Here is a 22,667-nt window from a genome sequence, read left to right on the forward strand (position 1 = left end):
AGGTGGAAGCCTGCAAGAAGAAGGGACGGATGAGGTGAATTTTATGAAAAGCATATGCATGCTGCTTGTCGGCAGTTTTTTCTTGACAGGCTGCAATGGAAATGAGGAGCGCTTGGAAAATTACAATAATCATGCGGAATGGGCGGAAGAGAAGCTCATCGAGCATTATTGGAATGAGAATGGAAAGCTGATGAACAACGCTTATCCTTATAGCAAAGAACGCGAGGAGAGCCTAAACTATTGGTGGAAGGCTCATGCCGTGGATGCCATGATGGATGGGTATGAGAGAACGGGTGATGCTGCTTATACCGATAGGGCAGAGGGGATCGTCAAAAGCATTATTAAAAAAAATGGGTCATTGTTTAATGAATTTTATGATGATATGGAATGGCTCGCTCTTGCAGCGCTGAGGCTTTATGATGCAACCAAAAGCGAGACGGTTAAAGGTTATGTGGTAAAGCTGTGGAATGATATTAAGACCGCTTGGTGGGAAGATGAGCTGGGCGGCATGGCTTGGAAGAAGGATCAACGAGACAGCCGGAATGCATGCTCGAACGGGCCGGCAGCTATTTTGGCTGCAAGGATGTATGAGTATTTTGGCGATAAGGAAGATCTGGAGTGGGCCAAAAAGATATATGATTGGCAGAAGAAAAATTTGGTTGATCCTGAAAGCGGTCTTGTGTATGATGGCCTTAAGCTGGAAGAGAATGGTGATCTTAATGTCAATAAGAAATGGATATTCACCTATAACCAAGGCACTTATATAGGCGCGGCGGTTGAACTTTATAAGCATACAAATGATAAGACGTATTTGGCAGATGCGGAGAAAACCGCTGCCTCGGCTATGAAATATCATACGGTTGCTGAGACCGGAATGATGAAGGAAGAAGGAACCGGAGACGGTGGACTGTTCAAAGGCATATTCATTCGTTATCTAATCCATTTGTATGAAGTCAACGAAAGCGTCCAAATTAAAGAAATGATCTTTCATAATGCGGATACACTGCTCTCGAAAGGCAGCACGAAGGAAATTGGCTTGTTTGGCCCCGCTTGGGATTTGCCTCATCAGGAGCCTCTGGATATATCCGTGCAATTGAGCGGAGTTTTCTTAATAGAAGCCGCAGCCAAAATAGAAAGACTAGATTCGGAATAAGTTAGTATTGACGTAGCGGGGCGACGGCAGCGCCGTTGCTCCATTTCGCCTTTTCATATATTGATGTCGTGATAATAAAGTTGTATAGTTGATATATCAAGATACTATGACAAGGTAGGTCAGCTGATGGATAATCCTTTATATGAGCAGATTTATAATTATATTTTTCAAAAAATCAATGACGGTGAATTGAAAAAAGGGGAGCGTGTTCCTTCGGAAAAAGAACTTGCTGCCCATTTTAACGTTAGCCGAATTACGTCTAAGAAAGCGCTGGAGATGCTCTCGCAGTATAAACTCATTGAGAGAATACAAGGGAAGGGCTCCTTTGTGGCGGAGGTTTTGCCTGATCTGCAAGAAACGAAGCTGCAGAAGCAGTCAGAAAGCGTAGAAGCGAGGCCGGAAGATGAGGTTGTGCGCATTGTTGGTGTGATTCTGCCCGACTTTGGCGATTCGTTTGGTGCTGATCTTATTCGCGGAATAGAAGAGCAATGCGCGATTAGCGGCTGCGTCATGATGATGAAGCTGACTTACGATAATCGTGATGAAGAAGAAGCTGCCATTCGTGCTTTTGTGAAGCTTGGTGTCGATGGCATTGTCGTATTCCCAGGCCACGGCGAGCACTATAATGCTGAAGTGCTTAGACTCGTATTAAACGGTTTCCCTATTGTGTTAGTAGACAGGTATTTGAAGGGGATTGCGGCTACCGCTGTGTATACAGACAACAGAAAGGCAGCCTTCGACCTTACGAATATTTTGCTGAATCAAGAGGGCCGGCATGTCGGTTTCTTATCGACGCCTGCAGACAATACGACGACGATTGAAGACCGAATACAAGGTTTTAATGATGCGTGCATGCAGCGTGGGTTTACACCTAAACCTGAACATATTATGACGAATCTATACAGCTCTTTGCCGCAATCGTTTCAAACGATTAAAGTACAGTATGATATTGAGACGGTACGCCATTTCGTGGAAATTAACAAGGATCTTAATGCGTATGTCGTTACGGAATATAATCTTGCTCTTATTTTAAGGGAAGCGCTATTGTCCCTAAAGAAACGGATTCCGGAAGACTATCAAATTGTTTGCTTTGACTCTCCGAGTCAGCCGTTTGGCGATTATTTGTTTACTCATGTTCGCCAGAACGAGCGTGATACAGGCAGGAGAGCTGTCGAAATATTACAGCGTGTTTGGAATAATGAGACTACGGAATTGAACAATATTGTGGAGCACGAGATTGTTCAAGGAAATTCTACCGTATCTATTTAACATCAGAATAGAATAAAGGGTCGTTTCTTAGAGCTGCCAATAGGGCTCTTGGAACGGCCTTTTTTTGTAGGAAATTATAGTCTGAAATGTGAAGATGACATATTGACATATTAACATGTGGAATATAGTATATTATGTGAAAGTGCTTTATATTGTACATTTTCAAAGAGGAAGTAATCCCGTGTTAAAGCAGCTTGCAGTTCGCGGGAAACCTAATGGATCAAAGTGAAACGGAGGAAAGGAAGATGGCAAACAACGTAAAAGCTGCGTTCTGGGAAATGAGAGCGGAGCAGGCTCAACGAACATTGGATTCTCAGTTCTGGAACCCAAGTATCAGCTTATATGACATTAAGACGCCATGTCCCGGCGGAGCGTGCAACACGATTTTTCATTATTGGTGGATGGCCCATGCGGTTGAAACGCAGGTGGATGGATGGAACCGTACGGGTGATTCCATCTATAAGCAAAGGTTGGCTATGCTTCATCAAGGCCTTCTGGAGAGAAACGGCGGAGAATGGCCTAATAATCTATACGATGATATGGAATGGATGGCAATTGGCTGGCTTCGCGCGTATTTGATTGATCAAGATGAAACCTACAGGCACACTGCGAAGTTGCTATGGGAGGATATTAAGACGGGATGGAATGACCATGTCGGCGGCGGAATTGCTTGGCAAAAAACGCAGCTTGATTATAAAAACACGCCTGCTAATGCTCCTGCGGCTATTTTGGCTGCACGTCTATATCAGGTATTCGGCAAGCAGGAAGATTTAGAATGGGCAATCAAGATTTACAATTGGCAGAAAGCTGTGCTTGTTGATCCTGAAAGCGGTTTCGTGTGGGATGGCGCTAACCGTCTAGGCGATGGAACTATTGATAAGGATTGGAAGTTCACTTATTGCCAGGGCGTATTCATTGGAGCAGCAGTTGAGCTGTACAAGATTACGGGCGAAAAAGGTTATCTTGAAGATGCCATACGGACATGGCAGGCGTCTGTGGAGGAGTTTGCATCGCAGGAAGCTAATGTCCTCCCTGCAGAAGGCGGCGGGGATGCTGGTTTGTTTAAAGGGATTTTTGTTCGTTACGCAGGCGAGCTGGCCCTTGCGATGGGCAGCGGCAGCGGAAGTGAAGTAGCAGATGTATTGTATGCAAACGCATCGTCCCTATGGAGCAGCGTTTCGAGCCGGGGGGATATTCTTTTCAGCAAACGGTGGGATGAATCGCTTGAAGAGGAAATAGAGCTCAGCACACAGCTTAGCGGCGTGATCCTGCTCGAAACGGCAGCAGCTTTGGAGAAGGCTGGATTAATATAGAGTAGTCTAAGTAGATCCTTGGGAGGTATATCATGAGTACATCGAAACCAGTAAAGACGTTCCGTTTTGTTGCATTGTCGATTGTTGTTTTATTAATGACGTCCGGTCAAAGCGTCTGGGCCAAACCGAATAAAAATCAAAATGCAGAACGGGCTGAAGCGGCTTATCAGGCTCTACAAACCTACTTCTATCAGCCAGACACCAAGCTCTACAGCGAGAACAGCCCACATTCTGGGAACAATAAATACTCCTACGTTTGGCCTTATGCAGGGACGATGCAGTCAACCGTAGCTTTGGCGAAAATACCTGCGGTGGGCGAGAAATACAAAACCGACATTCAGAATCGATTAGATGGTCTAGCTGCATATTGGAATGACACGAAGACACCTGCAGGCTACGATTCTTACGTACGCGCACCGCTTGGCGGAGGCGGGGACATCTTTTATGATGATAATGATTGGATCGCAATAGAACTTATAAAAATTTACCGAATTACTGGTGATATTGCAGCTTTAGATAGAGCAAAGCAAATATTTGAGCTGCAAGTATCCGGCTGGGACACGGATGCCTCTCATGCCTGCCCTGGCGGCGTTTTTTGGACACAGGCATCGTGGAGCAAGGATCGGAATACCGTATCGAATGCACCTGCCGCTCAAATAGGACTGTATTTATATGAAATCAGCAAGGATACATACTATTTAGACTGGGCGAAGAAGATGTATAACTGGGTAAATGACTGCATGCTGGCGCCTAACGGACTTTACTGGGACCATATTGACCTGAACGGAAATATTAATAAAACACAATGGTCCTATAACCAAGGAACGATGATTGGAGCCAGCGTACTTTTATACAAAGCAACTGGTGAAAAATCATACTTGAACAGAGCAATAAGCATCGCTGATGCGGCTTTGAAATTTTATGGCAGCTCGCGCCTCTACACACAGCCGATTATTTTCAATTCAATCTTTTTTGAAAATCTGCTGCTGCTGGATGACATGAACAAAAAATCGAAGTATAAAGAATATATACAGAACTATGCGGATGAGGTGTGGACGACGCTTCGGAACCCTCAGACGGGAGTCGTTGAAATCGATCCGAATCGTTCAACTGAACTATTGGAGCAAGCAGCGCTGGTTACGATCCACGCTCAGCTGGCAGCTGATACGAAAAAGTGATCAGGTTGATGTGATTCAGTCCTCAATTTAACGTAGTAGAAAATGCCTTAGGGATCATCCCTAAGGCATTCCAACCCTGTATGGCTTCTTTTTCTATAGCAAGGTTTCTGCCCCATCGATGTAAATTTCGGTTCCAGAGATATGGCTGGATTCCTGCGACGCTAAAAATAGCACTAAATCGGCGACCTGCTCAGGCTGCCCGGGACCATGCTCAAGAGGCTGGCTGCCTTCAGGGTAGTTCACGGGTATGGTGATTTTATCTACTTGAGGAGTGCGATGGGTGTTTTCCCCAATGTTCGTTTGAATGGCTCCAGGACAAATGGCATTCACACGTATTTTATATCGGGCAAGCTCTAGAGCAGCCATCTTGGCAAAAGCGACCTGACCTGACTTGGAGGAGCTGTAAGCAGCCATGCCGGCACCTGAAAAATCACGATTGCCATTAATAGAGCTCGTTATAATGATGCTCCCGCCGGATTTTTTCATATGGGGGATTGCATATTTGACGGTAAGGAAGGTTCCCTTTAGATTCGTTGTTAGCGTTTCATCCCATGACTCGGGCGACAGATCTTCAATAGGGGCGAGTGTGCCGTTAATGCCCGCATTAGCGAACACAATATCGATCCGTCCGAAATGCTTTGCGGCAGCTTGGATCGCTTCTTGCATCCGTTCAGCATTGGCAACATCGGTATCGATGAAAAAGGACTCGCCTCCTAATTCCTTTATTTCTTGCTCTACCTCTTCAGTACGGTTGTGAATGAGATCGAGAAGAACGATTTTTGCTCCTTGCTGTGCGAGACGCAGCGCGGTGGCGCGTCCTATGCCGGAACCAGCTCCAGTGATGACCGCAACCTTATCCATTACACGAAGCTGAGAAGAGCTGGAATCCTTCTGGTTAGCTGCATTGTTCATTACTAACGATTCCCTCCATTACTAGCTTATTTCCAAAGTAGTATTCCTTTGGGGCAAATCATTTATTCTTTTAGGAAACGGGTTAAGGATCACTAGCATTGCTAGATGAAATTCAACTACATAAGCAGCATAGAGGAGATGACAAATTGAGCGCTATATTTTTGAACCGTGCACCGCTTGCTTCGACCCCTTTTCAAGAGCTGCCGCTTGGTGCGATTAAGCCGGACGGCTGGCTTAGAGACCAGCTGGAGATTCAAAGCGAGGGAATGACAGGGCATCTAGATGAATTTTGGAGTTATGTCGGGCCAAATAGCGGTTGGCTCGGAGGAGACGGAGACAGCTGGGAGAGAGGACCCTACTACTTGGATGGTCTGCTTCCGCTTGCTTATCTCCTGGATGATGACAAGCTTAAGGCCAAAGTAAAGCCATGGATCGAATGGACGCTTGCAAGCGCACGCGAGGATGGACAATTCGGACCTGCCTCAAATGAAGATTGGTGGAGCCGAATGATTATGCTCAAGGTACTGATTCAGCACGCTGAGTATACTGGTGATGAACGGGTAGAACCATTCTTGATGAACTATTTCAAATATCAGCTTGCGGAGCTGCCGAATCGTCCGTTGCAGGAATGGGCAAAGGCTAGAGGCGGCGAAAATCTCATCAGCATTTATTGGTTGTACAATCGCACCGGTGAGCCTTTCTTGCTTGAGCTCTCGCAATTAATTCAGGAGCAAACGCTGGACTGGATAGGCATATATGAAGACTATCCTTATTGGTCCTTGCAGAAGGCATTTGATCACCGAGTTCATGTTGTTAACGTAGCGATGTCATTCAAGCAGCCAGCTCTCCGCTACATGCAGTCAAAAGATAATCGGCATATCGAAGCTGCATACAAAGGGATTTCAAGCGTGATGACTTACCATGGCCAAGTTAACGGCATGTTTTCTGGTGACGAATGGCTTGCAGGAACTCATCCCAGCCAAGGTACGGAGCTGTGCTCTGTGGTGGAATTTATGCATTCCTTAGAGCATTTGATTCGGATTACAGGCGATGGCTCCTTCGGTGATATTTTGGAGAAGGTTGCTTATAATGCACTGCCTGCCGCAATCAGCCCGGATTGGACCGTTCATCAATATGACCAGCAGGCTAACCAGATTATGTGTACGCATGCCAAACGCAATTGGACGGAAAACAACAATGAAGCCAATCTATTTGGCATTGAGCCGCATTTTGGCTGCTGCACCGCTAACATGCATCAAGGATGGCCGAAATACACGGCAAGATTATGGATGGCAACAGAGGATGGCGGTTTGGCTGCAATCGCGTATGCTCCTTGTACGATTACAGCTGCCATCGACGCAAGTACCGATGTTTCCATACGTGTAGCAACGGAATATCCATTTAGAGAAACGATAACGATGACAGTGCATGTAAATCAGCCAGCTGAATTCCCGATTAAATTACGAATACCGGAATGGTGCAGCGCGCCGATTCTGTTGATCAACGGACAACAGCAGTCTGCTATGATCGTCGAAAAAGGTTTTGCTACGCTGCGGCAGGTTTGGGACGATGGCGATGAGCTGACTCTTCGGCTTCCAATGGAGGCACGCACGATCAGCAGAGCTAACGGTGCGGCCGGCTTGCAGCGCGGAGCGCTTATGTTCGTTATCCCAATCAAGGAGCGCTGGCAGAAGCATCGCACGTACGAGCCTTATCATGACTGGGAGATTTACCCGGAGTCGCCATGGAATTATGGAGTGAGTCTGAAGGGAAATGAACAGGGAAAACCTATTGTGGAAGCCGCAGCAATGGTAAGGCAGCCCTTCTCAGCTGAGAATGCACCGATACGTTTGCGAATGAACGGTCGCCGGATCCCGCAATGGACCATGGAGCTTAATTCGGCTGGCACTCCGCCAATAGGGCCTGTTGCTAGCAAGGAACCCGAGGAAGAAATTACGCTTATCCCGTACGGCTGCGCGCGGCTTCGGATCGCCGAGTTCCCAGTTATTCAATCTTAAAACGTTGTCAGTCTATTCGTTTAGTTGAAGTGACGCATCTCCTTCATATACATGTAGGAGAAGCAGCCAATAATGAGCATTGCTGCGCCGCTTATCGCTATGATGACGGCAGGTCCGTGTATATCAGATAGGGTTGAGAATACGGCTAAGCCGACAGGCGGCGCAACGCTTGTTAGAGCACCGATGAGTCCAAATACCCTGCCTTGCATCGAAGGATCAATGGCTACCCGAAGTGCGATAAAGATGATCGTGGTACTGAAGGAGAAGAGGAAGCCAACGAGAAGGATAAGCGGCAATGCTGCAAATGTAGAGGACATTTGTGATATGGCGATGAACATAGGACCCATGAGGATCATGCTTCCAATGATCCATTTTCCTCTGCCTTTTAACCGTTTATCCAGCTTAATAATTAGAATGGAGCCTACGACATAACCGAGCGGGATGCACGCCTCCATAAGCCCGAATACAAATGGTTTGGCATGCCACACATTTACGGCCATGACTTGAATGAGCATGAAGGTGGACAGAAAGAAGAACATAACTACCGGTAATAAAATAACTGCTGCTCTGGCAAATGGATCCGTCCATACGTATCGGAAGCCTGCTTTGAGATCCTCTTTAAAGGTGGTTTGCGGCTTCTCCGTATCTCGAACCGCTGCATAGGGGAACTTGCCCGTGAAGAGCAGCAGCGCTGCTGAGAGCAGAAAGGTTACTGCATCGATAGCAATTGCAAATGCCCCGCCAAATGCAGCAACAGCGATACCTCCGAGAGCAAATCCTGATATTCGGATGATGTTATCGGATATATTGATTACCCCAACGGCCTTGGTTATTTGTTCTTTATCAATAATTTCGACGAGCGAAGCCTGGAAGGCAGGCGTTCGAATGACCCCTGCAAATGCGACGATGGCAGTCAAAATAACGATAAAAATAAATGGTATATTAGGCAGGTAAACAAGTACAGCAATGGCGCCGACGAGCACAAAACGGACAATATCTGTCACCCACATTAACGTTCGACGATCGGTGCGATCCGCAATCGTACCTGCGAAGGAACCGAACAGCATACTGATTACGAGATGGGTAATGAGAACAACGGACATGAGCTTGGCGCTACCTGTCGTTTGCAGTACCCACAGATTTAGCGCAATGCTATGAAAGGTATTGCCTAGCAGCGATAAGCTGTAGCTGGAGAACACGGCGATGAAATTGCGGTTTTTCCACAGAGATGAAGCAGAACCTTCTTGCGGTTGAAGATTTGGAGCGCCGCCATTTGATTCTTTTGCTAATCCGAGCATAATATAACCTCCTATAAGAATGATTGACTTGGTTAATAATTAACTGCAGTTATTAAGGATTAAGAGGACGGCTTAATCGTTTAAGTTGTAATAGAAAAAGCAGAGATTACTCTGCGGTTACTTATTTATCAGCTTTTACTAGAACATATTTATTTACAGGGCCAGACTTCGGATCTTTCAGCAGCTGCATCATAAGATGGAAAGATTCTTCTGGCTTGTGATCGCCAAACGATATCTTGGAAGCGGAAGCAGGGGCGATTTCCGCACAGCCTGCCGTACAAATGACGGTTAAGCTTGTTGGATGAACATATTTAGCTGCTGAGATGGCGACAAATTCGTTTAGAATGATGCCGGTCCGATCCGAATTGTGTTCTAGGAATGCCTTTAAGTCACGCTCTTCGTCCACAACGTGGATTTGATCGCGTCCTATTCCTGAAAGAGTACAAATATGGTTAACGAGATCTGCATTGTTGAAGCTGTCGATTATCAAAAAGCTCTCCTTAGGCTGTATGAGCGATGCGAATGCATGAGTGAAGGCATCGGCATAATCATAATTAACCTTATAAAATAAGGGATCTTCAATCATGCTGTCCACAACGATTAAAGGGACGCCAGTAGAGAAGTGGCTAGAAATCAGGTGGAAGTTTTCCTCCTTAACATCAACAACAAATACGCCGTCCAGCTTGCGTTCCGAGATAATATCGAGATTTGGGCTTGAGGCATCCAAGCTGAATAATACAACGTGGTAGCCGTGATCTGACAGCAGCCGCTCCAGTCGATTAATAAACTGAGAATAACGGAACTGCTTCCAGAAGCCTTCATTTTCCGCTCTGTTAATCAGAATGCCAATCAATCCAGACTTTTGCTTGACCAGCGATCTGGCAGCAAGGTTGGGTACATAATTCAATTGCTTGGCGGCATCGAGAACACGGCATTTTGTTTCTTCGGGTATCGTCTGATTGGAGACATTGTTGAGTACATAACTGACAGTGGCTACAGAAACTTGAGCAGCCTTTGCAATGTCCTTAAGCGTAGCTTTTTTAATGGGGATACAACTCCTTCAACCTTAATACGATTGGAATCGTGAGAGCTTGCTAAAGCTTGATAATGACTGTTGGATTAATATATCGGAAATGGCATGTTTAAAAGCAGTTACTTAATCGTTTAAGTAATTATTGCATGAATGTCAATTAGATGTCTAGACTCAATTTATTAAAGATTTCCTCAAACGCTACTGAGGGTAACGAGTGGTAGTAATAGCTGTAAGCAAGTATACGTGCTTATTGAGTGAATTCGGCGTATGCGAAAGGTAGAAAAGAGGCTGTAAGCACGTATGTGTTCTTACAGCCGAGAAGTAGCTATGGTTACTGGTCTGTAAGCACACATAGGTGCTTATTGAGTGAATTCGGCGTATGCGGAAGGTAGAAAAGAGGCTGTAAGCACGTATGTGTTCTTACAGCGAGAAGTAGCTATGGTTACTGGTCTGTAAGCACACATAGGTGCTTATTGAGTGAATTCGGCGTATGCGGAAGGTAGAAAAGAGGCTGTAAGCACGTATGTGTTCTTACAGCGAGAAAGTAGCTGTGGTTACTGGTCTGTAAGCACAAATAGGTGCTTATTGAGTGAATTCGGCGCATGCGGCGGGTAGAAAAGAGGCTGTAAGCACGTATGAGTTCTTACAGCCGAGAAGTAGCTATGGTTACTGGTCTGTAAGCACACATAGGTGCTTATTGAGTGAATTCGGCGTATGCGGAAGGTAGAAAAGAGGCTGTAAGCACGTATGAGTTCTTACAGCCGAGAAGTAACTATGGTTACTGGTCTGTAAGCACGCATAGGTGCTTATTGAGTGAATTCGGCGTATGCGTAAGGTAGAAAAGAGGCTGTAAGCACGTATGTGTTCTTACAGCGAGAAACTAGCTATGGTTACTGATCTGTAAGCACACATAGGTGCTTATTGAGTAATTTCGGCGTATGCGGAAGGTTGAAAAAGAGGCTGTAAGCACGTATGTGTTCTTACAGCGAGAAACTAGCTATGGTTACTGGTCTGTAAGCACACATAGGTGCTTATTGAGCGAATTCGGCGCATGCGGCGGGTAGAAAATAGGCTGTAAGCACGTATGTGTTCTTACAGCCGAGAAGTAGCTATGGTTACTGGTCTGTAAGCACACATAGGTGCTTATTGAGTGAATTCGGCGTATGCGGAAGGTTGAAAAAGAGGCTGTAAGCACGTATGTGTTCTTACAGCGAGAAACTAGCTATGGTTACTGATCTGTAAGCTCACATAGGTGCTTATTGAGTAATTTCGGCGTATGCGGAAGGTTGAAAAAGAGGCTGTAAGCACGTATGTGTTCTTACAGCGAGAAACTAGCTATTGTTACTGGTCTGTAAGCACACATAGGTGCTTATTGAGCGAATTCGGCGCATGCGGCGGGTAGAAAAGAGGCTGTAAGCACGTATGTGTTCTTACAGCGAGAAACTAGCTATTGTTACTGGTCTGTAAGCACACATAGGTGCTTATTGAGTGAATTCGGCGTATGCGGCGGGTAGAAAAGAGGCTGTAAGCACGTATGTGTTCTTACAGCGAGAAAGTAGCTGTGGTTACTGGTCTGTAAGCACACATAGGTGCTTATTGAGCGAATTCGGCGTATGCGGCGGGTAGGAAGGAGGTTGTAAGCGCGTATGTGTTCTTACAGCGAGAAGTAGCTATGGTTACTGGTCTGTAAGCACACATAGGTGCTTATTGAGCGAATTCGGCGCATGCGGAAGGTTGAAAAAGAGGCTGTAAGCACGGTGTGAATCAACCCAAAAAAGGGGCAGTCCGCGATTGGACTGCCCTAAGCAAATAAGGTTATTGGTTACTCGGCAGACTGCTCCAAAATCACATAGCCGTAAGCCGGCAATGTGAATTGAAGTTTACCGTCGTTGCTGCTTGCAACGGAAGAGCTTACTGCATATTTGCTAGTGTTTGATAACAATACAGACCATGTCGATGAGCCGTTATCGGTGATGACAGCTGTTGCAATCGATCTTGCATCGGCCTTAGCATTTTCGATCGAGGCAGCCACTGGGGATGCAGAAGTCTCGCTTCCAGCAGTTGCAGCTGCAGCTGCTGGTTTCGCAAAGCCTCTAAAATCAACAGGATGAGGAGCAGCGTTGCAATCAGTCGGCTGAGCTTCAATTTCGAAGCTCAGATCAGCCGCTTCGCCACGAGCATTCATCGCGATAAGAAGCCGTTGGCTTCCTTCACGACGCTCATAGACCAAGGTACCATCTGCTGCGCCAACGTGCACGAAGCGAATATCAGCGCTGCGAAGCGCGCTGTATTTGTGGCGCAGTCCGATTGCGTCGGTATAGAACGTGAGCAATTCACGGTTTTGCTCCTCTGGGTCCCACACCATACATTTGCGGCAGCCTGGATCGCCAGCGCCATTGATGCCTACCTCATCGCCATAATAAATACATGGGGTTCCAGGGAAGGTCAGCTGGAAGAGCGAAGAGAGCTTCATCGCATCCGTATTATCCTCGCAGATCGTAAGCAGACGAGGCGTATCATGGCTATCGAGCAGGTTGAAAGCCGATTCTGTTACTTGCTGTGGATACGCTGCAAGCTGCGCTCCAATCGCATTAGCGAAGTCAGAGGCATCAATCGTTTGATAAGCAAAGAAATCGAGAACCGCATTTGTGAAAGGGTAGTTCATAACCGCATCGAATTGATCACCCTGCAGCCACATCATCGAATCATGCCAAATCTCGCCCAAAATATAAGCGTCTTTATTCACTGCTTTTACCGTCTGACGGAACTCACGCCAAAACTGATGATCAACCTCATTGGCAACGTCCAGTCTCCAGCCGTCGATTCCAATCTCCTCGATCCAGTAGCGAGCTACCTCGAACAAATATTGCTTCACCTCAGGATGCTCGGTGTTCAGCTTCGGCATAAGCGGCTCAAATGCGAAGGTCTCGTACGTCGGAACGCCGTCCACCACTTGCAGCGGCCATTCCCGAACATAGAACCAATCCGCATATTTTGACTGCTGTCCGTTCTTCTGAGCATCGACAAATGGAGGGAAGGTTTTGCCTGAGTGATTGAATACCGCATCAAGCAAGACACGAATGCCGCGTGCGTGACAAGCATCAACCAATTCCTTCAACTTCTCATTTGTGCCAAAATGCGGATCAACCTTCATGTAGTCTTGTGTATCATACTTGTGATTGGTCGTTGCTTCGAACAGCGGAGTGAAATATACCGCATTAATGCCAAGTGCTGAAATATGATCCAAGTGATCAATTACACCCTGGAGGTCACCGCCAAAAAAGTTTTTTGGCGTAGGCTCGCCGCCCCAAGGCAGCACATTTTCAGGATTGATCGAAGGATCGCCATTCGCGAAGCGTTCAGGGAATATTTGATAAAAGACAGCATCCTTCACCCAAGCTGGCGGCTCAAATACATCGATTGGATTAATATATGGGAAATCAAAAAAAGAATTTGAGTTGTCAGGAAGTGTAAGCTCGATACCTTTATCCGAGAAAATAATCGCCTCATCTCCACTTATTAAGCGGAACGCATAACGCAGCCTCCGAAAAGGAGGAATAACGGAAGTTTCCCAATAATCGAATCGTGCATCCGAAGTGAAAATATGCATAGGGACCGTTGTAATCGTTTGATCCCACGCGTACTTGTCGCCAACGATTGCTTCAACTACAGCAACATCGTCTTTTTTGGTACGCAAGCGGAGGTGCAGTGTCTTTCCGTCGTAGGCGTAAGCCCAGTTTTGCTTCGGTCTGTGATAAACAGCTTCTAATAACATAATTATCGCTCCTTCATGGAAGATGTGAGAAAAGATATGGAAACACGAAAAAAGGCACAACCTCTCTGCTCATAATAAGCCGAGGTTGTACCTTCTCCCATAACACGTTCAGGCGCCGCTCACGCGAAGCATATTGCGAACAAATGGTTGCGGTAGCATTGCCTTTCTATTGTAAATCTCAACACTTTTATTATACATAATTTGCACGTATTGTACTAGTCTAGTTTTGAAAAAAATTATGCATTAACCGCTTCATGCGCTAGCGATTCCAAGTAGCGCTCGCAATCCAGAGCAGCCATACAGCCGCTTCCAGCAGCGGTAATCGCTTGGCGGTAATTACGGTCTTGAACATCGCCGCAAGCGTATACGCCTGGGATGTTCGTCTCGGAAGTGCCCGGCTTCACAATAATGTAGCCTTGCTCATCGGTGTCGATTTGACCGCCAAGGAAGCCAGTATTAGGCGTGTGGCCGATCGTAATAAATACGCCGTCTGTTTCAAGCAATTCTTCCTCGCCCGTTTCATTATTGCGCACCTTCAACCCTTGCAAGCCCATGCCTGTTGCAGCAACTTCAAGCGGTGTACGGTTTAGGCTCCATACGATTTTGTCATTCGCACGAGCGCGATCCTGCATAATTTTTGATGCGCGCAGCTCATTGCGACGGTTAACTACTCTTACTTCGGAAGCGAAGCGAGTAAGGAACACGGCTTCTTCCATTGCGGAGTCGCCGCCGCCTACTACAATAATTTTTTTGCCGCGGAAGAAGAAGCCATCACAAGTTGCACATGTGCTTACGCCGCGACCGATATTTTCTTGCTCACCCGGAATGCCGAGGTATTTGGCTGAAGCGCCTGTAGAGATAATGATGGATTCGGCTTGCAACTCGCCAATGCCTTCCACGTCAAGCGTGTAGGGACGTTTGCTGAAGTCGACGCTTTTTACAGAGCCTGTTTTGAATTTTGCACCAAAACGCTGTGCTTGCTTACGCATGTTGGACATTAGCTCGCTGCCCAAAATACCATCAGGGAAACCTGGGAAGTTTTCTACTTCTGTTGTTGTTGTAAGCTGGCCGCCTGGCTGCCACCCTTCAATAACGAGCGGCTCCATGTTCGCGCGAGCCAAATAAATGGCAGCCGTCAATCCGGCAGGTCCTGTACCAATAATAATTGTTTTATGCATCATCTATATCCTCCATTCAAAATTCCGTTGAATAATAAATCCTACTTTAAAATTATTATAATGTAGCTTTAAAGTCAATATCGTTCATGTAACGTTCATGTTGGTCATGTATGCTGAAATCATAACGACATAAGTCTAATTGGAGGAAGAACAAAATGCCCAAAATCGTAGTTGCAGACGACGATCCAAACATTCGCGAGCTGGTAGCTCTTTTCCTAAAAAGAGAAGGCTGTCAGGTCATTGAAGCTATAGATGGTATAGACGCATTAGAGAAGCTGGACGTGGTACGACCAGATCTTGCGATCATTGATGTCATGATGCCCCGCATGGACGGGTGGGCGCTTTGCGCGGAACTGCGAGCGAGCTATGATATTCCACTGCTCATGCTGACTGCCAAGGGGGAAACCTCGCAGAAGGTGAAGGGGTTTGAGCTTGGTGCGGATGATTATATGGTCAAACCCTTTGATCCGCCAGAGCTCATAGCCCGGGTTAAGGCGCTGCTCAAAAGATACCGGATTACCGCTTCGCAGACGGTAGAGTTCGGCGATGTCCTCATGAATCGAACGGACTTTCATATGTCAGCTGGTGGCGAGAAGGTAACATTGCCGCCTAAGGAGTTTGAGCTTCTATTCAAGCTGGCAAGCTATCCTGGCAAAACCTTTGCCCGTGATCATCTGATTGAACAAATATGGGGGATGGACTATGAGGGGGATGAGCGCACGGTTGATGTACATATCAAAAGGCTGCGAGATCGATTTCCCGAGGAGCAATATCGTTTCCGTATCGTAACGATTCGCGGACTAGGGTATCGACTGGAGGTATGGTCATGATTCGCGGCCTTTACTTTCGAATTACAGCTACATTTCTCGTTATCGTTTTGATTAGCATCGGGGTCGCTTTTTTATTCACAAACCAAATGTTCAAGAGGGATGCAAGGGGTCAGCTGCCCAATCAGCTGGAGAAGTCGATTGCTCGCATTGAACAGCTTTATGCCGTCTCGAAGCCGGCAGATTTGCAAGCATTTTTGGAAGAGGTCTCAAGCTTGCAAGGGCAGTCAATTGTCGCTATTAGCAGCTCCAACTATTTAGTAAGGGCTGGCGAGCGAAGCGAGCTGATTATGGAGCGACTTACATTCGAGCAGCTAAGAAAAGTATTCGGCGGCAGCTCTGTCAGATTGGATGTATACACTAGCGAGGAGGTTAGCTCGCCTTCGCCGCCTGCTTTAGGGAAACTTGTGTCATTCGGCAATGAAAGATGGGCATTGTTCGTTCAGCCAAATCGTTTTCCGCAAAATAGCAACTTCTTATGGACGGCTGTCACGCTGCTTGTTACGCTGCTGCTCGTCGGAAGCGTACTTATTCTAATCGTAGCCCGTTATTTAGTGAGGCCGCTAAAAATGATGACGAACGCTGCGACGCGAATGTCACAGGGGGATTTCAGTGTACGGCTGCCCGCAAGACGCGGCGATGAGCTCGGTGAGCTTGCGCAGGGCATGAACAAAATGGCGCTCAGCTTATCACAGCTTGAAATGATGCGTCAGGATTTTGTATCCAATGTCTCGCACGAAATGCAGTCTCCCCTTACGTCGATTGGCGGCTTCGCAGAAGCACTGCGCAGCGAGGAGGTTACTGGAGCTGAGCGGGAGCGTTATATTAGCATCATTAAGCAAGAGAGCATGCGGCTTTCTCGGCTAAGTGAAAATTTGCTTAATTTAGCGTCACTTGATTCCCAGCAGCATCCTTTTCACCCGCAGCCGTATCGACTGGATCGCCAGCTTAGAGACGTGGTGCTTGCCTGCGAGCCGCAGTGGATGGCCAAGAGGCAAACAGTCGAGCTGCTAATGGAGGAAACGGTGATTACTGCTGATCGTGATCAGCTTAATCAGGTATGGATGAATCTACTTGCCAATAGCATGAAATTTACACCAGAGGACGGCAAAATCTTTTTGTCTTTGTCCGAACAGAATGGCTCCATCGTGGTTCGGATTACCGATACCGGGATAGGCGTTCATGAGGAGGATCGAGAGCGAATATTTGAGCGTTTTTATAAGGGTGATCTATCGAGGGATAGAAGCCAAGGCGGGAGCGGGCTTGGACTTTCGATCGCACAAACCATCATTCATATTCACGGCGGAACCATTGCGCTTGATCTAGGTGCGGACCAGCTTACTGGAGCAAGCTTTATGATTAAGCTCCCGTTTGCACGTGCAACTTCTTAGTTATAGGACGAAGCTTTTGAATACATGGAAAAACGAGGGTGAAACCGTTATGATAAAAGGAGCGATTGCATAGAAAGCAAAGAGCTGGGGGAGATGTTAGGGTGGAGAAGCGGATTCGGAAAGCGATCATTCCTGCTGGGGGATTAGGGACAAGGTTTTTGCCGGCTACGAAAGCGCAGCCGAAAGAAATGCTGCCTATTATCGATAAGCCTTCTATTCAATATATCGTAGAAGAGGCTGTGAATTCAGGCATCGAGAGTATCGTAATCGTCAGCGGACGCAACAAACGAGCGATCGAGGACCATTTTGACAAATCTGCCGAGCTCGAAATGGAGCTGGAAGCGCGTCATAACGAAGAAATGCTGGAGATGGTGCGGAAAATATCACAGCTGGCGGATATTTATTATGTTCGTCAGAAGGAGCCGCTAGGCCTTGGCCATGCAGTGCTTTGTGCACGCCGCTTCATAGCGGACGAGCCGTTCGCGGTATTGCTAGGCGACGATATTTTGAAAGCTGATCCGCCTTGCTTGCGGCAAATGATGGATGTGTACGAGAGGGAACAGTCATCTGTTGTAGCTGTGATGGAGGTGTCATGGGATCAGACGCATAAATATGGTATTGTTGATATTGAGCGGGATAAGCAGGTAGCGCGAGTACGCAACATTATTGAAAAGCCGGCGCAAGGACAAGCCCCGTCCAACTATGCGGTTGTTGGACGCTACGTCCTTGATCCTGTCATATTTGATCTGCTTGAGAAAGCGACGCCAGGCAAAGCTGGGGAAATTCAACTGACGGACAGCTTACAGCAATTAAATCATATCTCTTCTTTAATGGCTTATCGGTTCGATGGTATTAGACATGATGTAGGCGACAAGCTTGGTTTTGTACAAGCTACGATTGATTTTGCATTAGAGCGTGCGGATCTAGGCGATGAGGTCAGAAAGTATATGCTGGAGAGGCTGAAGGAAACGCAGTTCTAATCCATGAGAAATGAAGGCCGCCAATGAGCGGCTTTTTATTTTGTCTTTTGGCCGGTTCTATGGTTAGAACTTGAGATCATGTACGTACAAGTTCAGCGTATGATATACTACAGGAATACAACTAACGGAGTTGAGGTGTGAAGTGAAGGAACAGCAAACGCCCAAATATATGCAATTAAAGCAGGAAATTATATCCTGGATCGTCACAGCACAGTTTAAGCCGCACGAGAAGCTGCCATCGGAGAATGAGATCGGCAAGCAATTCGAGATGAGCCGGCAAACGGTGCGCCAAGCGCTCGGTGATTTGGAGCAGGAGGGCTGGCTCTACCGCGTACAAGGGAAAGGGACGTTTGTGTCGGACCAATCTGCGCCGGAGCGGAAAAACTCATCCCAAGGGATGACGATCGGGATGATTACGACCCATATATCAGATTATATATTCCCAACCATCGTCAGAGGCGTCGAATCGAGCTTGCGCGCTGTAGGGGCAAGACTTCTGCTGGCGAGCACGGATAATGAAAAGGATAAAGAAAAGGACAGTCTGGAGTCGATGCTGCGCGAGCCGCTGACCGGGCTCATTATTGAGCCGACGAAGAGCGCGGAGGGCAACCCGAACTTTAATTATTTTTTGGCGCTCGATGCGCTCAAAATTCCATACATTATGCTCAATGAGCGATACAGCGACGTGGATGCGCCATGCTTGCGCGTGGATGACGAGCTTGGCGGCTATCGTGCCGCAGAGCATTTAATTAAGCTCGGCCATACGCGAATCGCTGGATTTTTTAAGACGGATGACTTTCAAGGCGTTCACCGGATGCGCGGTTTTTTACGGGCTCATCGGGAGCAAGGGCTCACGGTTCCACCGGATTATTTGCTGCGCTATACGACGGAGGAGAAGCAGGACAAGCCGATGCAGGCCTTGTTTGCGATGCTGCAGCGTGAGCCGGATCAGCGGCCGACCGCTATTATTTGCTATAACGATGAGCTGGCTGTAAAAATGCTTGATATTGTAAGGCAGGCTGGCTTAACGGTGCCTGAGGATCTTTCGATTGTCGGTTTTGATGATGCGAATCTGGCTACGGCTACCGAAGTGAAGCTGACAACCGTTGCGCATCCAAAAACAGAAATGGGCACGGATGCGGTCGAATTGCTGCTTAGTATGCTGGATAAGCAGCACCAGCGGCGACAAACGCAGGATAAAATATATGATCCGCAGCTCGTTATACGTGATTCAACTAGACCGCCGCAAAGCTAAGCTGATGCTGAACGGTTAATGCTTTTTATATGGATGAATAAAAAAGACGTGACACACTTGTACGTACAACTTATAATAAAGCAAAGATATTCTATGGCGATGTCCGTATAAGTGAATGCGGATCAGCATAGAAATGTGAGCTTGAAGGGAGCGATAAGTGGTCATGTTAGAAGCATTGAAGCATGCGGTTTGGGAAGCGAATATGGATCTTCCAAAGTACGGATTAGTTACATTTACTTGGGGCAACGTCAGCGGTGTAGATAGAGAGTCTGGTTATGCGGTTATTAAGCCGAGCGGCGTTCCTTACGAGGAGTTAAAAGCCGAGCAGATGGTTGTCGTAGATTTGGAAGGCAATGTAATTGAAGGAAATCTTCGACCTTCCTCGGACACGGCTACTCATGTGCTGCTCTACAAAGCGTTTCCTTCGATAGGCGGAATTGTACACACCCATTCGCCTTGGGCGACAAGCTGGGCACAGGCAGGGCGCTCTATTCCATCGCTTGGCACGACGCATGGCGACTATTTCTATGGCGAGGTGCCTTGCACACGCGCGATGACAGAAGCGGAAATCAACGGGGCATATGAGCTGGAAACAGGCAATGTCATCGTTGAAACCTTCCATAAAAACCATATCGATCCAAACCAAGTGCCTTCGGTGCTCGTAAACAGCCACGCTCCTTTTTGCTGGGGCAAAGACCCGCATAACGCCGTTCATAATGCGGTTGTGCTGGAGGAAGTGGCGAAGATGGCTCTTCATACGTATCAGCTTAACCCGAATGTTCAGCCGATGGATCAAGCTTTATTGGACCGACACTATTTACGCAAGCACGGAGCGAACGCCTACTACGGCCAAAAATAAGGAGGATTCGGATAATGAGCAAAAAATACGCAATTGGTGTAGACTACGGCACGCAATCGGGCCGAGCTGTTCTTGTGGATCTATCTAACGGTGCCGAGGTAGCGGAGCATGTCACGCCGTATACTCACCACGTTATTGATGAGAAGCTTCCGGTATCTGGCATTAAGCTTGAGCATGACTGGGCGCTTCAGCATCCGCTTGACTATATTGAAGTGTTGGAATTGTCGGTTCCTGCTGTGATGAAGGAATCGGGTATCCATGCTGCTGATGTCATCGGTTTAGGCATCGATTTTACAGCATGTACAATGCTTCCTATTGATGAAGAGGGAGCGCCGCTTTGTGTGCAGGATGCCTACAAGGATAATCCGCATAGCTGGGTGAAGCTGTGGAAGCATCACGCTGCGCAAGATGAGGCTAACCTTATCAACGAAATGGCAGCGCAGCGCGGTGAGAAGTGGGTGCCGCGTTATGGAGGCAAAATATCATCGGAGTGGATGATGGCCAAAGCATGGCAGATTTTGAACGAGGCGCCGGACATTTATGAAACTGCAGATAAATTTGTTGAAGCGACGGATTGGGTTATCGGCCAATTGACCGGCAATATCGTTCGCAACAGCTGCACGGCCGGCTACAAAGGCATGTGGCATAAGCAAGAGGGCTACCCAAGCAAGGATTTTTTCAAAGCGCTTGATCCTCGTTTAGAAAACCTGACAGAAACGAAGCTGCGCGGCGAAGTTGTACCGCTTGGCTCGAAGGCTGGAGAATTGCTTCCTGATATGGCTGCCCGCATCGGACTTGCGCCAGGCACGGCGATCGCGGTTGGCAATGTGGATGCGCATGCGGCGGTGCCAGGTGTTGGCGTCGTTACGCCAGGCAAGCTGGTTATGGCGATGGGCACATCAATTTGCCACATGCTGCTCGGAACGGAAGAGAAGGAAGTGGAAGGAATGTGCGGTGTCGTTGAGGACGGCATCATTCCGGGTTACTTTGGCTACGAAGCGGGACAATCAGCGGTTGGCGATATTTTTGAATGGTTCGTTGAGGAATCTGTTCCAGCCTACGTGCTTCAAGAGGCGGAGCAGGCTGGCGAAAATGTACATGTTTATTTAACTCGTAAAGCCAGCGAGCTGAACGTTGGCGAATCCGGCGTTCTGGCGCTTGACTGGTGGAATGGAAACCGCTCGGTACTTGTGGATACGGATTTGACAGGCACCATTATAGGCCTCACCTTGCTAACGAAGCCTTGGGAAATTTACCGCGCCCTTCTTGAAGCAACGGCATTTGGCACACGCAAAATCGTCGATGCGTTCCACAGCAACGGGGTTGAAGTAAATGAATTGTACGCATGCGGCGGATTGCCGCAGAAGAACGCGCTGCTCATGCAGATTTATGCAGATGTAACGAATCGCGAGATCAAGGTCGCAGCATCCAAGCAAACGCCTGCACTTGGTGCAGCGATGTTTGGAGCAGTAGCAGCTGGTGCTGCAAAGGGCGGTTTCGACAGCATTGTTGATGCGGCTCAGAAGATGGCTCGTGTACGCGAAGAAACGTTCAAGCCGATTCCGGCAAACGTTGCAGTTTACGAGAAGCTGTATGCGGAATATAATTTGCTGCACGACTACTACGGACGCGGCGCAAATGATGTAATGAAACGCCTTAAGGTTATAAAAGAAGAGCAAGCTTAGGTAGCTATTATTCAATCATATATATACCAAAAAAACGACTCCAGCATTTAATTATGCGAGGGAGTCGTTTTTTTATTAATTTCTAGCTTTTTCCACTATTCTTGTCGAAAATGTACAGAATTTGTACAGAAACGAATGTTATTATAGGTCGTCGGACTTATAAAAAAGAGACATAAGAAAGTAGACAACTTTTGAAAATGATCTTAATAGTAAAGGAGAGTACGGGAATGATGGAAGATGGTAGGTCTATGGAACCAAGAGGTTCTAGGAACAGAGGTCGAATGAACAGCAGACTGTGGCGAAAACGGTTATTTACCGCATTTATGGCATTTGCGGTGCTGCTCGTTCAGCTTTTCCCTGTTCCATACGCAGCAAGTGCTGCAGCACTTGATACAGGAGCGACTTATTTTACCGGTACGGATAACTGGGGCGGCGGAGCTGCGAACAGTGCAGCTGACGGCGATGTAGACAGCAGCACGGGGAACGGTACGGCTCTTTATCCGATCGAATTTAAAAATTAAAGACATTAAAGCCAAACCTACA

The 22,667-nt window shown here is 47.2% G+C and carries 17 protein-coding genes; 12 read left to right on the forward strand and 5 right to left on the reverse strand.

Translation table 11 applies throughout. From position 1 onward, the window contains the following. Positions 1 to 43 precede the first annotated feature (43 nt). The 4 genes from MHH56_RS04275 to MHH56_RS04290 all read left to right on the forward strand — a co-directional run bounded on the left by MHH56_RS04275 (position 44) and on the right by MHH56_RS04290 (position 4,913). A complete protein-coding gene (locus MHH56_RS04275) occupies positions 44 to 1,153 on the forward strand; it encodes a glycoside hydrolase family 76 protein (protein ID WP_339206828.1) in 1,110 nt (369 codons plus the stop codon). 126 nt (positions 1,154 to 1,279) lie between these two features. Beyond that, on the forward strand, positions 1,280 to 2,422 hold the full coding sequence (locus MHH56_RS04280) for a GntR family transcriptional regulator (protein WP_339206830.1): 1,143 nt from the start codon (positions 1,280 to 1,282) through the stop codon (positions 2,420 to 2,422). A 245-nt stretch (positions 2,423 to 2,667) separates the two neighbouring features. Beyond that, entirely contained in the window at positions 2,668 to 3,735 is a 1,068-nt protein-coding gene (locus MHH56_RS04285; RefSeq protein WP_339206832.1) for a glycoside hydrolase family 76 protein, read from the forward strand. A gap of 32 nt (positions 3,736 to 3,767) precedes the next feature. Beyond that, on the forward strand, positions 3,768 to 4,913 hold the full coding sequence (locus MHH56_RS04290; RefSeq protein WP_339206834.1) for a glycoside hydrolase family 76 protein: 1,146 nt from the start codon (positions 3,768 to 3,770) through the stop codon (positions 4,911 to 4,913). Between the two features lie 93 nt (positions 4,914 to 5,006). Here the strand turns inward: MHH56_RS04290 and MHH56_RS04295 are convergent, their stop codons facing one another. Then, the gene (locus tag MHH56_RS04295; protein WP_339206836.1) at positions 5,007 to 5,825 is read right to left on the reverse strand and encodes an SDR family NAD(P)-dependent oxidoreductase; all 819 of its coding nucleotides are present in this window, start codon (positions 5,823 to 5,825) and stop codon (positions 5,007 to 5,009) included. Positions 5,826 to 5,971: 146 nt separating this feature from the next. Between MHH56_RS04295 and MHH56_RS04300 the strand changes: the two genes are divergently transcribed. Beyond that, a complete protein-coding gene (locus MHH56_RS04300; protein WP_339206838.1) occupies positions 5,972 to 7,843 on the forward strand; it encodes a beta-L-arabinofuranosidase domain-containing protein in 1,872 nt (623 codons plus the stop codon). 20 nt (positions 7,844 to 7,863) lie between these two features. On the opposite strand, the gene MHH56_RS04305 is transcribed toward MHH56_RS04300, so the two are convergent. The 4 genes from MHH56_RS04305 to trxB form a co-directional block, all read right to left on the reverse strand. Continuing rightward, positions 7,864 to 9,141 (reverse strand): MFS transporter, encoded by a 1,278-nt coding sequence (locus MHH56_RS04305; protein WP_339206839.1) that lies wholly within the window; start codon positions 9,139 to 9,141, stop codon positions 7,864 to 7,866. Positions 9,142 to 9,262: 121 nt separating this feature from the next. Beyond that, positions 9,263 to 10,192 (reverse strand): LacI family DNA-binding transcriptional regulator, encoded by a 930-nt coding sequence (locus MHH56_RS04310; protein ID WP_339209502.1) that lies wholly within the window; start codon positions 10,190 to 10,192, stop codon positions 9,263 to 9,265. A 1,804-nt stretch (positions 10,193 to 11,996) separates the two neighbouring features. Beyond that, positions 11,997 to 13,949 (reverse strand): glycoside hydrolase family 13 protein, encoded by a 1,953-nt coding sequence (locus tag MHH56_RS04315; RefSeq protein ID WP_339206841.1) that lies wholly within the window; start codon positions 13,947 to 13,949, stop codon positions 11,997 to 11,999. Between the two features lie 236 nt (positions 13,950 to 14,185). Next, complete coding sequence (gene trxB / locus MHH56_RS04320) at positions 14,186 to 15,127, reverse strand: thioredoxin-disulfide reductase (RefSeq protein ID WP_076268899.1); 942 nt, start codon at positions 15,125 to 15,127, stop codon at positions 14,186 to 14,188. A 155-nt stretch (positions 15,128 to 15,282) separates the two neighbouring features. Here trxB and MHH56_RS04325 point away from each other — a divergent pair, with 155 nt between their 5' ends. From MHH56_RS04325 to MHH56_RS04355, 7 genes are all read left to right on the forward strand, one after another. Next, positions 15,283 to 15,957 (forward strand): response regulator transcription factor, encoded by a 675-nt coding sequence (locus MHH56_RS04325; RefSeq protein WP_339206842.1) that lies wholly within the window; start codon positions 15,283 to 15,285, stop codon positions 15,955 to 15,957. Then, positions 15,954 to 17,345, forward strand: coding sequence for a HAMP domain-containing sensor histidine kinase (locus MHH56_RS04330; RefSeq protein ID WP_339206844.1), 1,392 nt, complete (start codon positions 15,954 to 15,956; stop codon positions 17,343 to 17,345). The genes MHH56_RS04325 and MHH56_RS04330 overlap by 4 nt, the downstream gene beginning before the upstream one ends. 65 nt (positions 17,346 to 17,410) lie before the next feature. Further along, positions 17,411 to 18,325, forward strand: coding sequence for a UTP--glucose-1-phosphate uridylyltransferase GalU (gene galU / locus MHH56_RS04335; protein WP_339206846.1), 915 nt, complete (start codon positions 17,411 to 17,413; stop codon positions 18,323 to 18,325). A 142-nt stretch (positions 18,326 to 18,467) separates the two neighbouring features. After that, a complete protein-coding gene (locus MHH56_RS04340; RefSeq protein ID WP_339206847.1) occupies positions 18,468 to 19,580 on the forward strand; it encodes a GntR family transcriptional regulator in 1,113 nt (370 codons plus the stop codon). 163 nt (positions 19,581 to 19,743) lie between these two features. After that, entirely contained in the window at positions 19,744 to 20,439 is a 696-nt protein-coding gene (gene araD, locus MHH56_RS04345; RefSeq protein ID WP_339206848.1) for an L-ribulose-5-phosphate 4-epimerase, read from the forward strand. Between the two features lie 14 nt (positions 20,440 to 20,453). Then, entirely contained in the window at positions 20,454 to 22,124 is a 1,671-nt protein-coding gene (locus MHH56_RS04350) for a ribulokinase (RefSeq protein ID WP_339206850.1), read from the forward strand. Between the two features lie 281 nt (positions 22,125 to 22,405). After that, positions 22,406 to 22,645, forward strand: coding sequence for a hypothetical protein (locus tag MHH56_RS04355; protein ID WP_339206852.1), 240 nt, complete (start codon positions 22,406 to 22,408; stop codon positions 22,643 to 22,645). Positions 22,646 to 22,667: the final 22 nt, after the last annotated feature.

The organism is Paenibacillus sp. FSL K6-3182 (genome assembly GCF_037976325.1).
In the GTDB taxonomy this organism is placed as follows: domain Bacteria; phylum Bacillota; class Bacilli; order Paenibacillales; family Paenibacillaceae; genus Pristimantibacillus.